Below are 15555 nucleotides of genomic sequence, written 5' to 3' on the forward strand. Positions count from 1 at the left end.
AGGACGCCATCGCCAGCAGGCTAGCTCCCACAGAGAATTACAGTCATTCACTGAGAAGTGGCCTGTCGGTACTGGCGAGGGGTAAAGCCTGTAGAGGCCTTGAACTGGCGAGTGAACGCACTGTGATCGGTGTACCCGCATTGCAGCGCAACGTCAGTGATCGGCAAATCGCTATGCAACAAGCGATGCGCATGCTCCAGCCGCACCTTCTGGATCATCTGCCGAGGCGTCAAATGGAACACGCGCTTACAGTAACGCTCCAGTTGCGCAACGGAAATACCAGCAATCCGGGTCAATTCCACCAAAGTCACCCGACGATTGAAATTCGCCCGAATGTGCTCATCGACAGCCGCCAATCGCTCAAACGCCGGATGCGTTTCACTGGCCGATTGCAGATCCACCGAAATCCCCGCCAGCCCAATAATCACCCCGTCACGGTTATACAGCGGCTGTTTGTGCGTCAGGCACCAGCCCGGTTCGCGACTGCCGTACAGGTGTAGCTCAAGCTGATCCTCCAGCACAAAGCCCTCCTCCAGCACTTTGCGATCCTGCTCGGTATAGCCCGGGCCTAGTTGCGCCGGGAACACCTGCGCACTGGTTTTACCGAGCAACGGACGCAAATCCTTCAAGCCACAACGTTGCACCAAGGTGCGGTTGGCGAGCACGTAACGCGCCTGCGTGTCCTTGATGAAAATCGCCGCATTGGGGATCACGTCGAGCATCGGCAACAGCAGCGCCGCACCGGCCAGTAACTCCTCCAGGGTCTGCGGACGATGGCCGCCGATGCCTTGGGACAGGATCGAAAACGCTTGCTGCATTACGGATTCCTCTTCAAACGCGGATCGGCCAAGTGCCCGCCCTGCGGCGTTCGCGTGCAGATTGCAGGATCAATGCAGGCCTGTCGAGGGCCGCGATTAATCTGCGCCATTGTGCTGATTTCGTCATCCAACCCGCCGCAAAACATCAATCGCCATGCCGTCGATGAGTTCAAAGTCTGGCCGTCCCAGTGACACAACTGCCTATCCAATAACTCACAAGAAGGCGATGCCATGTCAGGCCAAGGCAAGTTCAAAAAACAGCTTTCACTGATCGACCTCACATTTATCGGGCTCGGAGCGATCTTCGGTTCCGGCTGGTTGTTCGCGGCCAGTCACGTGTCGGCGATTGCCGGGCCGGCGGGGATTTTCTCCTGGTTGCTGGGCGGTTTTGCCGTGTTGTTGCTGGGCATCGTTTACTGCGAACTGGGCGCGGCCTTACCGCGTGCCGGCGGCGTGGTGCGTTACCCGGTTTACTCCCACGGGCCGCTGCTCGGCTACCTGATGGGCTTCATCACCCTGATCGCGTTTTCCAGTCTGGTAGCGATCGAAGTGGTTGCCTCGCGCCAATACGCGGCGGCATGGTTTCCCGAGCTGACCCAGACGGGCAGCGGCAACCCGACGATCCTCGGCTGGATGGTGCAGTTCGGCCTGCTCTGCGTGTTTTTCCTGCTCAACTACCGCAGCGTGAAGACCTTCGCCAAGGCCAATAATCTGGTCAGCGTGTTCAAGTTCATCGTGCCGCTGCTGGTGATCGGCGTGCTCTTCACCTTCTTCAAACCGGCCAACTTCCAGGTGCAAGGTTTTGCGCCGTTCGGCTTGTCCGGTATCGAAATGGCAGTGTCGGCGGGCGGCGTGATTTTCGCCTATCTGGGGCTGACGCCGATCATCTCGGTGGCCAGTGAAGTGAAGAATCCGCAGCGCACCATTCCTATTGCGTTGATTCTCTCGGTGTTGCTGTCGACGCTGATTTATGTGCTGCTGCAAATGGCCTTTCTCGGCAGCATCCCGACAGAAATGCTCGCCAATGGCTGGGCCGGTATCAGCAAGGAATTTTCCCTGCCGTATCGCGACATCGCTCTGGCGCTTGGCGTGGGTTGGCTGGCCTATCTGGTGGTCGCCGACGCGGTGATCTCGCCAAGCGGTTGCGGCAACATCTACATGAACGCCACGCCGCGCGTGATCTACGGTTGGGCGCAGACCGGCACCTTCTTCAAAGTCTTCACCCACATCGACGAGAAGTCTGGCATTCCGCGCCCAGCGCTGTGGCTGACCTTTGCCCTGTCGGTGTTCTGGACGCTGCCATTTCCGTCGTGGGAAGCGCTGATCAACGTGGTCTCCGCCGCGCTGGTGCTGAGCTACGCCGTGGCGCCCGTGACGGTGGCAGCGTTGCGCCGTAATGCGCCAAACATGCCGCGTCCGTTCCGGGTCAAGTGCATGGGCGTGCTCGGGCCGGTGTCGTTCATCATCGCCGCGCTGATCGTCTACTGGTCGGGCTGGAACACCGTGTCGTGGCTGCTTGGCCTGCAAATTCTGATGTTCGTTGTGTACCTGCTGTGCGGCCGTTTCGTGCCGACCGCGCACCTAAGTCTTGCCAGCCAGGTGCGCTCTTCGGCGTGGTTGATCGCCTTCTACGCAGTAACCATCGTCCTGTCGAAACTCGGCACCTTCGGTGGCCTCGGCATCCTCGCTCATCCGTTCGACACCATTGTCGTCGCCGTTTGCGCCACCGGTATTTATTACTGGGGCGCCGCGACGGGCGTACCGGCGCACCTGCTGCGTCTGGAAGAAGACGATGAAGAAAGCGAAGTCGCCGCCCCTGCCTCGACCGTGACCGCGCACCCTGCCGGCGCCTACTGAAATCATCCAACGGGATCTATTCATGAAAGAAGTACACGTCATTGATTCCCACACCGGCGGTGAACCCACGCGTCTGGTGATGAGCGGTTTCCCCGATCTGGCCGGCACCACGATGGTGGAAAAGCGCGATGCCCTGCGCAATCAGCACGATGCCTGGCGCCGTGCCTGCCTGCTGGAACCGCGCGGTAACGATGTGCTGGTCGGCGCGCTGTATTGCCAACCGGTGTCGCCGGACGCCACATGCGGAGTGATTTTTTTCAACAACGCCGGTTACCTCGGCATGTGCGGCCACGGCACCATCGGCCTGATCAACTCGTTGCAGTACCTGGGAAGAATCCAGCCCGGCGTGCACAAGATCGACACACCGGTCGGCCCGGTCAGCGCCACGTTGCATGACGACGGCTCGGTCACGCTGGGCAACGTCCCTGCTTACCGTCATCGCAAACAAGTGCCGGTGGACGTGCCGGGGTTCGGCCGCGTCTTCGGCGACATCGCCTATGGCGGCAACTGGTTCTTTCTCGTTTCCGAACACGGCCAGACGCTGACGATGGACAACGTCGAACACCTCACCGCCTACACCTGGGCGATGCTCAAGGCCCTCGAAGACCAAGGTATTTACGGCGAAGACGGTGCGGTGATCGACCACATCGAACTGTTCGCCGATGACGCCAACGCCGACAGCCGCAACTTCGTCATGTGCCCCGGCAAAGCCTACGACCGCTCCCCGTGCGGCACCGGAACCAGCGCCAAACTCGCCTGCCTCGCCGCCGACGACAAGCTGCAACCCGGCGCGATCTGGGTGCAGGCGAGCATCACCGGCAGCCAATTCGAAGGCCGCTTCGAATGGGAGGGCGAGCGCATTCGCCCGTACATCACCGGACGCGCTTACATGACCGCCGACAGCACCTTGCTGATCGACGAAACAGACCCGTTCGCGTGGGGCATTTAAACCGCCACGCAGACTTTTCACCTCAATTTGAACGATGTGCCAAGGAGTTAAAACAATGAGCGATAACATCTTCACCGGTTGCATGCCGGCCCTGATGACCCCGTGCACCGCCCAGCGCCAACCGGACTTCGACGCGCTGGTGGCCAAGGGTCGCGAACTGATCGATATCGGCATGAGCGCCGTGGTGTATTGCGGCTCGATGGGTGACTGGCCGCTGCTCACCGAGGCCGAGCGGCAGGAAGGCGTGGCGCGTCTGGTGGCGGCGGGTATTCCAACGATTGTCGGCACCGGCGCGGTGAATTCCCGTGAAGCAGTCGCCCACGCGGCGCATGCGGCAAAAGTCGGCGCGCAAGGTTTAATGGTGATTCCCCGCGTACTGTCCCGTGGCGCTTCGGCGACTGCGCAAAAGGCCCACTTCGCAGCCATTCTGCAAGCGGCGCCGAACCTGCCGGCGGTGATCTACAACAGCCCTTACTACGGCTTCGCCACCCGCGCCGACCTGTTCTTCGAACTGCGCCGCGAGTTCCCGAACCTGATCGGCTTCAAGGAATTTGGCGGCGGCGCCGACCTGCGCTACGCCGCTGAAAACATCACCTCCAAAGATGAAAACGTGACCCTGATGGTCGGCGTCGACACGCAATTGGTGCACGGTTTCGTCAACTGCAACGCCACCGGCGCGATCACCGGAATCGGCAACGCCCTGCCCCGCGAGGTGCTGCAATTGGTCGCGCTGAGCAAGAAGGCGGCCCAAGGTGATGCGAAGGCGCGGCGTCAGGCGCGGGAGCTGGAATCGGCATTGGCGGTGCTGTCGTCGTTCGATGAAGGCTGCGATCTGGTGCTGTATTACAAGCATCTGATGGTGCTCAACGGCGACAAGGAATACACCCTGCACTTCAACGAAACCGATGCGTTGAGCGACTCGCAGCGGCGTTATGCCGAGAAGCAGTACGCGCTGTTCCGTCACTGGTACGAGAACTGGTCGGCGGAACAGAACTTCGCCTGATCCTTGCTTTCGCCTGCCGTGAAGTTTTTAGCTCACGGCAGGCATCACTTTTTTATCGGGAAAACACCATGACGCTGACGGGCCACATGCTGATCGGGCAGCACATTGTCGCGGGCAACCGCGAAGCCATTCGGGGCATCAACCCGGCCACGAACGCCACGCTGGAACCGGCGTATGCCGGCGGTTCGGCGGAACATGTCGAGCAGGCTTGCGCGCTGGCCTGGGCGGCGTTCGACGCTTATCGCGAGACACCCCTGAATGTCCGCGCTGAATTTCTGGAAAGCATCGCCGAAGAAATCGAAGCCCTCGGCGATGAATTGATCGAGCGCGCCATGGCTGAAACAGGCCTGCCGCGCCCTCGCCTGCTGGGTGAACGCGGGCGCACTTGCCAACAATTGCGAATGTTCGCGCGCACCGTGCGCGCGGGCGAATGGCTGGATGTGCGCGTCGATAACGCGCAGCCGAATCGTCAACCGATGCCGCGCTCGGATCTGCGTCAACGGCAGATTGCGCTGGGGCCGGTGGCGGTGTTCGGCGCGAGTAATTTTCCCTTGGCGTTTTCGGTCGCGGGTGGTGACACCGCTTCGGCGCTGGCGGCCGGTTGCCCGGTGATCGTCAAGGCGCACAGCGCGCACCCCGGCACCAGCGAACTGGTTGGCCGCGCGGTGGCACAGGCGGTGAAAACCTGTGGTTTGCCGGACGGCGTGTTTTCGCTGTTGTGCGGGTCCGGGCGCGAAGTGGGCATTGCGTTGGTCCGCGATCCACGCATCAAAGCTGTGGGTTTTACCGGTTCGCGCAGCGGTGGTCTGGCGCTGATTCAAGCGGCACAGGCGCGGCCCGAGCCGATTCCGGTGTATGCGGAAATGAGTTCGATCAACCCGGTGCTGCTGTTTCCGGCGGCATTACAGAAGCGCACTCAGGCATTGGCCGATGGGTTTGTGGCTTCGCTGACATTGGGCGCCGGACAGTTTTGTACCAACCCGGGATTGGTGATTGCGCTGAAAAGTACAGCGCTAGACAGTTTTATCGCCGCTACGGCCGAACGGATTAAAAACAGTCCGGCGCAGACGATGCTCACCCCGGCGATCTTCAACGCCTATGAATCGGCGGTGAATGCGCTGGCCGACAACACTCGGGCAAATGTCGCCGCCGTCGGCCAGATCGGCAGCGGCCCGAATCAGGGTCAGGCGCAGGTGTTTGTCAGCGACGCCGCTGACTTCCTCGCTGATCACAATCTGCAGGGAGAAGCCTTTGGCGCCGCATCGTTGATCGTGCAATGCGCCAGCGTGGATGAAATGCGCCAAGTCACCGAGCGTCTGGAAGGTCAGTTGACCGCGACGCTGCACCTGGATGATGAAGACCTTGATCACGCCCGCGCGCTGCTGCCGACACTGGAGCGCAAGGCCGGACGCTTGCTGGTGAATGGCTGGCCGACCGGCGTCGAAGTCTGCGATGCAATGGTGCACGGCGGGCCTTTCCCGGCGACGTCAGACTCGCGCACAACGTCGGTGGGCACGGCGGCGATCCTGCGTTTTCTGCGCCCGGTCTGTTATCAGGATTTCCCCGACAGCTTGTTGCCGACAGCACTGAAACACGCAAATCCGTTGCACCTGAGTCGCCTGCTCGATGGGCACAGGGAAGCACTGACCAATGACGAATAACGTCTCCCACGACATCGCTGTGGTCGGCGCCGGCATCATCGGCGTCGCCTGCGCCTTGCGCTTTGCGCGTCAGGGTTTGCGCGTGGTCGTCATCGATCAACAGCTACCGGGCCACGGCGCTTCTTTCGGCAACGCCGGTCATCTGGCGACCGAACAGGTGTTCCCGATTGCCGATGTGTCGATCCTCAAACGCCTGCCGGCCATGCTGCTCGACCCGATGGGGCCGTTGCGGCTGGACTGGAAATACCTGCCCCGCGCCTTGCCGTGGTTCACGCGGCTGCTCTTGAACCTGCGGGCGGAACCGTTTCAGAAAACCGTGGCCGGATTACGCGCGCTGAATGAAAGCAGTCTGGATGCCTGGCAGCGCTTGCTCGTCGACATCCAGCGGCCGGACTTGCTCAAAGTCGATGGCTCGTTGCTGGTGTTCGAACGCCCGGAATCACGTCAGGCCATCGGCGCGTTGCAAGCTCGATTGCGACAGCAGGAAGTGCCTGTCGATTATTGGCAGGCCAAGGCAATTCAGGACACGGCGCCGCAACTCAGCGAGCAGATTCAGGGCGGTTTGTTCTTTCCGCGCACCGGGCATTTCATTGACCCGTACCGGGTGGTGTGCGAATTGGTTGAAGCGGCAAAAGCCTGCGGCGTGAGCTTTCTGCAACAGCAGGTGCAGGGCGGCCATGTTCAGGAAAACGGTGTTTCGCTGATTACCGGTAATGGTGGCTTGAACGCAAGCCGCGTGCTGATTGCCTGCGGCGCGCACTCGGCGAAACTGACCGCTGCGCTGACCGGCAAGAAAGTCCCGCTGGACACCGAGCGCGGTTATCACTTGATGCTGCCGCAGGAACAGGGTCGACTGCCCTTCCCGGTCACCTCGCTGGAACGCAAGTTCATCATGACGCCGATGACCGAAGGGTTGCGGCTGGCGGGTACGGTTGAGTTCGCCGGGCTGGAGAAACCACCGAGCATGGAACGCGCGTGGCAGTTGCATCGGTTGAGTCAGGGCTTGTTTCGCACGGATCTGAGTGCTGAAGCGGCGACACCGTGGATGGGCTTTCGGCCGTCATTGCCGGATTCGCTGCCGGTGATTGATCAGGTTTGCGGGGGCAAGGTGTTGCTGGCGTTTGGTCATCAGCATTTGGGGCTGACGCAGGCGGCGGTGACGGCGGAGATGGTTGTCGGGATGGCGTTGCGTGAGATGCCGAGAAACGAGCCATACAGGCTTGACCGTTTCTAAAAACCGCCCTGTAGGAGCTGCGGCACGCTGCGATCTTTTGATCCTGATTTTTTAAGATCAAAAGATCGCAGCGTGCCGCAGCTCCTACACGGTTATGTGCACGGCTTTGTATTCAGGCGTCGTAGAAAGGGGCGACCGATACCCGGCTACCGACAAAGAAACTGTCCGCCACCAACCGCAACGGCTGCAAATCCAGATCACTGCCCTTCTCGGCAATCAACTGCTGAAAATGCCGATACACCGCCGCGTACTCGCCCTCTTCCGATACGGCCTGACGCACGCCATCAATACTCAACAGCGCCCCACCGTTATCCAGTCGCAGCACGCCTTCCTTGCAACGAACCTCAATACTCCACAACTCATCGTGTCCGTGATCAAAATCAAACTCCGCCCGCACATCGAGCTGCTGCGCATTCGACATTTTGATCGAAGCGGCAATCGGTGATTGGCAGTTTTCCGGCACGCGCAGTCCTGCGGATTCGACAAACAGCGGCAGCGCCAAAAGGTGAGTGACGATCGACAAGGCATTGATGCCCGGGTCGAATACGCCGAGGCCGCCGGGTTGCCAGATCCACGTCTGGCCGGGGTGCCACTTGCGCACATCTTCTTTCCAGTCGATCTGCACGCTTTGCAAAGTGCGCGTGGCAAGCCAGTCACGGGCGATTTCGATGCCCGGCGCATAGCGTGAATGCCAGGCAAACAAGGCACTGACGCCCTGCTCTTTTGCCTGATCGACCAAGGCCATGGCCTCGCCCAACGTTGCGCAAGGCGGCTTTTCCACCAGCACATGTTTGCCCGCCGCCAGCGCTTGCTGCACCAGGGCGAAGCGACCTTGCGGCGGGGTGCAAAAGGCAATCGCATCCACCGGCGGACCATTTTCGAGCAACTCGCTCAGCGACTGAAAATTCTCTACGCCGGCGCAAGGTTTGCCTTGCGTGGCGACGGACACCAACTGGAATGCGCGGTTGGCGTTGATCGCCGGGACGTGTTGATCCTGAGCAATCTTGCCGTAGCCCACCAGACCGAGACGGATTGGTTGCATCAATGACTCCTGCTTGAGTTTTTTGTTTTATGCAGCGAACCGGCAGATTACCCGCAAACGCCGCGAGCGTCTGTCACCGCAAAGTCACAACGGCGCACAGGATCAGGCAAGGATCGCACAGGAATGCACTACTTCCCGGCCCACCGAAAAGCGAAGAATGTCACCACGACAAACCGATTGAGGATGTTCCCATGCTTGTACAAGCCTACGGCGCCCACGCTGGCGACAAACCCCTTGAGCCAATGCAGATCAACCGCCGCGCCCCGGCGGCCCATGACGTGCAGATCGATATCGCCTTCTGCGGCATCTGCCATTCAGACCTGCACCAGGTGCGCGCGGAATGGGCCGGCACGCAATTCCCTTGCGTGCCGGGGCATGAAATTGTCGGTCGGGTGTCGGCGGTGGGCGCGCATGTCAGCGATTACAAGGTGGGCGATCTGGTCGGCGTCGGTTGCATCGTCGACAGCTGCAAACACTGCGATGACTGTGAGTCCGGGCTGGAAAACTACTGCGACGGCATGATCGGCACTTACAACTTCCCGACCCCGGACGCGCCGGGCTGGACGATGGGCGGTTACGCGCAAAACATCGTCGTGCATGAACGCTACGTGTTGCGCATCCGCCATCCCGAAGCGCAATTGGCCGCCGTCGCACCGCTGCTGTGCGCGGGCATCACCACTTATTCACCGCTGCGCCACTGGAACGCCGGGCCTGGCAAAAAAGTCGGCGTGGTTGGCATCGGTGGCCTCGGCCACATGGGCATCAAACTGGCGCACGCCTTGGGCGCGCACGTTGTGGCGTTCACTACTTCGGAATCCAAGCGCGAAGCGGCGTTGGCGCTGGGTGCCGATGAAGTGGTGGTGTCGCGCAATCCTGAGGAAATGGCTGCGCACGCGAAGAGTTTCGATTTGATCCTCAACACTGTTGCGGCACCGCATGATCTCGATGCGTTTCTGGTGCTGCTCAAACGTGATGGTGCCTTGACCCTCGTCGGCGCGCCGGCCACGTCGCACCCAGCGCCGAACGTGTTCAATCTGATCATGAAACGCCGCACGATTGCGGGTTCGATGATTGGCGGTATTGCTGAAACTCAGGAGATGCTGGATTTCTGTGCCGAGCACGGCATCGTTTCGGATATCGAATTGATTCACGCGGATCAGATCAATGCCTCGTATGAGCGGATGCTCAAGGGTGATGTGAAGTATCGGTTTGTGATCGATAACGCGACGTTGGCCGGCTAAACATCAAATCGGTGGCAGCGCTGTCGTAGCGGCGCTGCCATCGTAATCTCATCGAATCTGCCATTCCCGCATTGCCTTCTGTCGTCATCAGCACTGATCGGTCACAAAAAAGTAGCGGCGGTTTGGCGCCTTCTGCACAATCCGCGAACGCTGCACAAAACCTATAAAAAAGTGATCGCCTGATGAAACTGCAACCGCTGCCACCGCTCAACAGTCTGGTGGCATTCGAGGCCGCCGCCCGGCATTTGAGCTTTACCTTGGCCGCCCGTGAACTCAACGTCACGCAAGGCGCAATCAGCCGACAGATTCGTGTGCTCGAGGATTATCTGGGCACACCGCTGTTCGCGCGTACCACGCGTGAAATCAACCTGACCGTCACTGGCAAAAAATACTGTGAAAGCGTGCGCGAGAATCTGCAACAGCTCGCCCACGCGACGGCCGGTGTCCGCCATTGGCGTGGCGCGCAGCAGGTGACGGTGGTGACCAGCACCGCGATGGCGTCGCTATGGCTATTGCCGCTGGTCTCGGAATTTCAGCGACAGAACGAAGAAATTGACCTGCGCATTATCGCTACGGATCAGATCAGCGATTTCTCGCGCCTTGATTGTGATCTGGCGCTGTATTACTGCAGCACACCACCGAAGAATATGCTGGTTACGCCGCTGTTCAGTGAGGAAATTTTCCCGGTGTGCAGCCCTGCATATCTCGCTCAGCACCCAGAAATCAGTGATCCACAGCACTTGGGTGAATGCACCTGGCTGTGGCTGGAGGATCCGCAAAGTGACTGGATCGGCTGGAAGGACTGGTTTGATCATTTGGGCTACCCGGTGCCGACACCGCGACGGCGGATCAACATCAATAGCTATTCAATGCTGATTCAATCGGCGCTCGCCGGACAAGGCATTGCGTTGGCTTGGTCGAACCTGATGGGAGACCATCTGCACAACGGCAATCTGGTTAAACCGATTGATGTGTATCTTCGCACCGATGCGCAGTTCTGCATGCTCGAGCCCATGGGCCGAGCAGCGAACAGACAAAGCGTCAATCGCTTCCGGCAGTGGTTGATGAGCCATCTTGGGCAAACGATCGCAGCTTGAAAAAAAGGCACCGGCGATATAAACGCCGGTGCCTTTTTACTTCTGAAAAACTGTCAATTCACGCCAGTTCGCGGGGCGCCATTACCGCTGCGAAAGCGCCGTTCTCCGCTTGCGTTGTCGAATCGTTGGCGGTGGCGCGCATCACCATCAGACCCTCGACCGAACTCATGGTATCGGCCCGCAGGCTGCGGATCAGACTGTAGACAGTGACCAAGAGAAACACGGCGATGGGCAGGCCGATAATGATGCTTGCCATCTGAATTGCCACCAGCCCTCCAGCGAGCAATAACCCGCCGGCAATCGCCCCCTCCAGCACACACCACAACACCCGAATCCAGTTGGGCGGGTTGATACTGCCGACCGAGTTGAGCATGCACAGCACTTGCGTCCCGGCATCGGCCGCCGTGACGAAATGCACGGCCAGCAACAAACAAACGATCACACAAAGGATAGCGCCAGTGACCGGGCCGTCCAGCCGCTCCAGCAACGTGAACATCGCGGCGGTGGTTTCTTTTTGGGTAGCTTGCAGTACCGGGCCGCCGGTAAATGGCTGCGCTTCAACCTGCTCGGCCACCGGCAATTGTGCATGGGCATGACGGGCCTGCTGCTCGTCTTTTAATGCCGCCCCGCCGAATACCGACATCCACAAAATGGTCACCAGCGTCGGCACCACTAACGCCCCGAGAATAAGTTCGCGAATGGTTCGTCCCTTGGAAATCCGCGCGATGAACAAGCCTACGAACGGCCCCCACGTCATCCACCAGGGCCAGTAAAAGGCTGTCCAACTGTTCTGCCACGGCGTGTCGGCCTGGGTGTCGGTCCAGAAACTCAGACCGACAATGTGCTGGACGTAATCGCCCATCGATTCAAAGAAAAAATTGAGGATATAGCGCGTCGGGCCCAGGCACAGCACCACCAACATCAGCCCGAATGACAGCCACATGTTCAAGGTCGACAGGCGTTTCATGCCTTTGGACAAACCCGCCACCAGCGACACCGCTGCGATGAAGCTGACAAATGCAATGATCGACAGTTGAAAACCGATGCTCACCGGTATCTGAAATACCTGATGCAGACCGGTATTGATTTGCACCACGCCAAGGCCCAGGGATTGCGAGACACCAAACGCGGTGATTGCCACGCCGAGGATATCCACCACGTGACCGATCGGCCCATAGATACGTTTGCCAATCAGCGGATAGAGGATCGAGCGCAGCGCCAGTGGCAAGCCTTTGCAATAAGCAAAATAAGCCAGGCTGACGCCAATCATGGTGAAGATCGCCCACGGGTGCAGGCCCCAGTGAAACAGCGTCAGGCGCATCGCAACCGTTGCCGCTTCATCACTCAGACCCGGCGCGAAGGGGTTATTGGCGTAATGCAGAACGGGTTCGGCAACCGACCAGAAGATCAAGCCAATGCCCATGCCGGCACTGAAGAGCATCGCAATCCATGCGCTGAAACTGAACTCCGGAACGTCATGCTCTCGACCCAGTTTGAGTGCGCCGTAACGGCTGCACGCAATCATCAGCAACACGCCAAGCAGGCCGCTGACCAGGGCCAGATAAAACCATTTGAAGTTGTGGAGGATGGCATCGGATGCGGTCTTGAACACCACCGTTGCCTGATCGCCTTTCAACGCGCAGAGCAGAACGAAGGCAACGACCATGGCAACCGACACGACAGTCACGGTTGGATTGAGCCCTTTGAAGAGGCCACTTTTGGCACGCATCAGCTATCTCCCTTGTTTTTGTAGTAGGCGCTGTACGGGATTTTTGTAGGCAACGTCTGTCACCCATTGCGCGACCAACAATGAGCGAGCCATCGGCACGCAACAAACCATTTAATCTCATCGATTGATGAGATTTCGGCATGAATGACTGCACCGCTCACAAATGACTTTTTCTCATCAATCCGCGTCGAAAAATGGTTTGTTCGCGCCCTGCCCCGACCTCAAGAATCACTCCAGCCACAGGCCGAAAAGGCCGACCTACCGTGCGATCTGGAGAAAACAATAATGGGCATCGCCAACCTCATTCCCGTACACAGTCTGGAAAACGTCCTCGCCCCTATCGAGCACGCTCACGGCCTGACCAACGATTTTTATACCGAGCAACACTACTTCGAACTCGACCGTGATCAGGTGATGGGCAAGAACTGGGCGTGCATCGGTTTCGCCACCGACTTGCCAACCAATGCCTACGTCAAACCCGTGGACTTTATGGGACTGCCGCTGTTGATGATGCGCAACCGTGAAGGTCAGGTGCAGGTCTTCCACAACGTGTGCAGCCACCGGGGCGTGAAACTGGTGCAGGAAGCCGGCACCGTCCAGGGCATGATCCGCTGCCCTTACCATTCCTGGACTTATGACCTCAATGGTGCCTTGCGCGGCACCCCGCACGTGGGTGGTATCAACCAGCACAAAGACGAACGTTTCGCCTGTGAAAAACATGGTTTGAAAGCGCTGCGCAGCGCGATCTGGATGGACATGGTCTTCATCAATCTGTCTGGCGACGCCCCTGCACTGGAAGACGCCCTCGCCCCGTTGACCGAACGCTGGAAGCAGTTCCTTGGCGACGACGGCATGAGCCTGATGCGTCGCGAAGGCAACAGCGGTGCCATGGCGATCGAAGTCAACTGCAACTGGAAACTGGCGGTCGAGAACTATTGCGAGGCCTATCACTTGCCGTGGGTGCACCCGAGCCTGAACACCTACTCGCGCCTGGAAGACCACTACAACATTCTGTTTGATCAATTTGCCGGTCAGGGCAGCTACGCCTACAACCTGTCGGACGTCGCCGGTACGCACCTGCCGACCTTCCCGTCGTGGCCAGCGGATCGCCTGCGCAACGCCGAATACGTGGCGTTCTTCCCTAACGTGCTGCTCGGCATCCAGGCCGACCACGCTTTCGCGATGATGCTCGAGCCGATCGCTCCGGGTAAAACCGTTGAGCATCTGCGCTTGTTCTATGTCGGTGACGAGGCGCTCGACCCGCATTACGAAGCCGCTCGCAATGCAGTCATGGCGTCGTGGCGTGTGGTGTTCGCCGAGGACATCGCTTCAGTTGAAGGCATGCAAAAAGGTCGCAGTTCGCCGGGTTACAACGGCGGTGCATTCTCTCCGGAAATGGATTTGCCAACCCATTACTTCCACAAGTGGGCCGCGCGTTCGCTGCTCGACAGCGTCAAGCCAGCCTCTGCGGGAGAATGAACATGACCACCACACATTGGCTCAACTTCATCGACGGGCAGTGGGTCGACAGCGACCAACACTTGACCATTCTCAACCCGGCAGACAATCAGCCGGTCGCGACCATGGCCCAGGCCAGTGTCGACGATGCCGAGCGCGCCTTGCAGGCCGCGCGCCGTTGCGCTGACGGCGGCGACCTGATGCGCGTGCGTCCGGCGCAGCGGGTCACCTGGTTGTTGGAGATTGCCCGACAGATTCGTCTGGTCGCCGAAGAAGGCGCGCAGATTCTCTGTGCCGAAAACGGCAAAACCCTGAACGACGCCCGCGACGAGTTCACCGAAGCAGCGCGGTACTTCGAGTACTACGCCGGGATGGCCGACAAAATCGAAGGTATTTCCGTGCCGCTGGGCAACGGCTATATGGATTTCACCGTTTACGAACCCATGGGCGTGTCCCTGCAGATTGTGCCGTGGAATTTCCCGGTATCCATCTGTGCCCGCTCCCTGGCACCGGCACTCGCCGCAGGCAATGCCGTGGTGGTGAAGTCGCCGGAGCTTTCGCCGTTGGGTCTGTGTGTGTTGATGCAGGCCATCGAGCGCGCGGGCCTGCCGCAGGGCGCGGTCAATCTGATCTGCGGGCGTGGCCGCGAAGTCGGCGCTTATCTGGCCGGGCACAAACAGGTTGACCAGATCGTCTTCACCGGTTCGGTGCCGACCGGCCAGAGCATCCTGCGCGCCGCCGCTGAAAACGCGGTGCCGAGCGTGATGGAGTTGGGCGGCAAATCCGCGGCACTGGTGTTCGCCGATGTTGATCGTGAGCAACTGCTGAGCAGTGTGCGCAACGGCATTTTCTTCAATGCCGGGCAAGTCTGCTCGGCCATGTCGCGGTTGCTGGTAGAGCGCTCGATTTACACTGAAGTGGTCGAACAGGTTGCCCAAATGGCGCGCAACTTGCGCGTTGGCCCCGGCGCGGAAAACGCCGAGCTGACGCCAGTGATTTCCTCGGGCCAGTTACGCGGCATCGAAGCGATGTGCCAACGGGCGCAAGCGCAAGGCGCGCGAGTGGTCGCCGGTGGCGAAGCGCTTAGCGGAACCACCGGCAACTACATGCAGCCGACAGTGTTCTGCGATGTCACTCCCGACATGGAAATTGCCTCAAGCGAAGTGTTCGGCCCGGTGCTGGCAATCATGCCGTTCGACACTGAAGCGCAAGCGATTGCCTTGGCCAACGGTACCGATTTCGGTCTGGTGGCCGGTGTCTTCACCCAAGATCTGAACCGCGCCTTGCGCTGCGGGCGGCGTTTGCGCGCAGGCCAAGTATTCATCAACGAGTGGTATGCCGGCGGCATCGAGACACCGTTTGGAGGCGTCGGTCTGTCCGGCTACGGTCGCGAGAAAGGTCAGGAAGCGCTCTACAGCTATGTGCGTACCAAGAACCTGGCCGTGCGCATTCAGGGCGAGTGAGGA

The 15555-nt window shown here is 59.7% G+C and carries 12 protein-coding genes; 9 read left to right on the forward strand and 3 right to left on the reverse strand.

Annotation, left to right across the window (positions count from 1 at the left end):
* Positions 1-47 precede the first annotated feature (47 nt).
* Complete coding sequence (locus tag KFS80_RS21590; protein WP_053119530.1) at positions 48-818, reverse strand: AraC family transcriptional regulator; 771 nt, start codon at positions 816-818, stop codon at positions 48-50.
* A 231-nt stretch (positions 819-1049) separates the two neighbouring features.
* Here KFS80_RS21590 and KFS80_RS21595 point away from each other — a divergent pair, with 231 nt between their 5' ends.
* The 5 genes from KFS80_RS21595 to KFS80_RS21615 all read left to right on the forward strand — a co-directional run bounded on the left by KFS80_RS21595 (position 1050) and on the right by KFS80_RS21615 (position 7522).
* Positions 1050-2675 carry an APC family permease gene (locus KFS80_RS21595; protein ID WP_212545839.1) on the forward strand — a complete coding sequence of 542 codons (1626 nt, stop codon included), beginning with the start codon at positions 1050-1052 and terminating at the stop codon, positions 2673-2675.
* Between the two features lie 22 nt (positions 2676-2697).
* A complete protein-coding gene (locus KFS80_RS21600; RefSeq protein ID WP_212545840.1) occupies positions 2698-3624 on the forward strand; it encodes a 4-hydroxyproline epimerase in 927 nt (308 codons plus the stop codon).
* A 55-nt stretch (positions 3625-3679) separates the two neighbouring features.
* Complete coding sequence (locus KFS80_RS21605) at positions 3680-4627, forward strand: dihydrodipicolinate synthase family protein (RefSeq protein WP_212545841.1); 948 nt, start codon at positions 3680-3682, stop codon at positions 4625-4627.
* Positions 4628-4695: 68 nt separating this feature from the next.
* Positions 4696-6288 carry an aldehyde dehydrogenase (NADP(+)) gene (locus tag KFS80_RS21610; RefSeq protein ID WP_212545842.1) on the forward strand — a complete coding sequence of 531 codons (1593 nt, stop codon included), beginning with the start codon at positions 4696-4698 and terminating at the stop codon, positions 6286-6288.
* Positions 6278-7522, forward strand: a complete 1245-nt coding sequence (locus KFS80_RS21615; protein ID WP_212545843.1) for an NAD(P)/FAD-dependent oxidoreductase — start codon at positions 6278-6280, stop codon at positions 7520-7522. Before KFS80_RS21610 ends, KFS80_RS21615 begins: the two co-directional genes overlap by 11 nt.
* A 112-nt stretch (positions 7523-7634) precedes the next feature.
* Here KFS80_RS21615 and KFS80_RS21620 read toward each other — a convergent pair whose 3' ends face one another.
* The gene (locus tag KFS80_RS21620; protein ID WP_212545844.1) at positions 7635-8564 is read right to left on the reverse strand and encodes a Gfo/Idh/MocA family protein; all 930 of its coding nucleotides are present in this window, start codon (positions 8562-8564) and stop codon (positions 7635-7637) included.
* A gap of 191 nt (positions 8565-8755) precedes the next feature.
* Here KFS80_RS21620 and KFS80_RS21625 point away from each other — a divergent pair, with 191 nt between their 5' ends.
* Entirely contained in the window at positions 8756-9805 is a 1050-nt protein-coding gene (locus tag KFS80_RS21625) for an NAD(P)-dependent alcohol dehydrogenase (protein WP_212545845.1), read from the forward strand.
* A gap of 182 nt (positions 9806-9987) precedes the next feature.
* The gene (locus tag KFS80_RS21630) at positions 9988-10902 is read left to right on the forward strand and encodes a LysR substrate-binding domain-containing protein (RefSeq protein ID WP_159814561.1); all 915 of its coding nucleotides are present in this window, start codon (positions 9988-9990) and stop codon (positions 10900-10902) included.
* A gap of 58 nt (positions 10903-10960) precedes the next feature.
* On the opposite strand, the gene KFS80_RS21635 is transcribed toward KFS80_RS21630, so the two are convergent.
* Positions 10961-12631, reverse strand: coding sequence for a BCCT family transporter (locus tag KFS80_RS21635; protein WP_212545846.1), 1671 nt, complete (start codon positions 12629-12631; stop codon positions 10961-10963).
* A 285-nt stretch (positions 12632-12916) separates the two neighbouring features.
* Between KFS80_RS21635 and KFS80_RS21640 the strand changes: the two genes are divergently transcribed.
* Positions 12917-14110, forward strand: coding sequence for an aromatic ring-hydroxylating oxygenase subunit alpha (locus KFS80_RS21640; RefSeq protein WP_212545847.1), 1194 nt, complete (start codon positions 12917-12919; stop codon positions 14108-14110).
* A 2-nt stretch (positions 14111-14112) separates the two neighbouring features.
* Positions 14113-15552 (forward strand): aldehyde dehydrogenase family protein, encoded by a 1440-nt coding sequence (locus KFS80_RS21645; RefSeq protein ID WP_246541972.1) that lies wholly within the window; start codon positions 14113-14115, stop codon positions 15550-15552.
* Positions 15553-15555 lie beyond the last annotated feature (3 nt).

Source organism: Pseudomonas rustica, assembly GCF_018336155.1.
GTDB lineage: Bacteria > Pseudomonadota > Gammaproteobacteria > Pseudomonadales > Pseudomonadaceae > Aquipseudomonas > Aquipseudomonas rustica.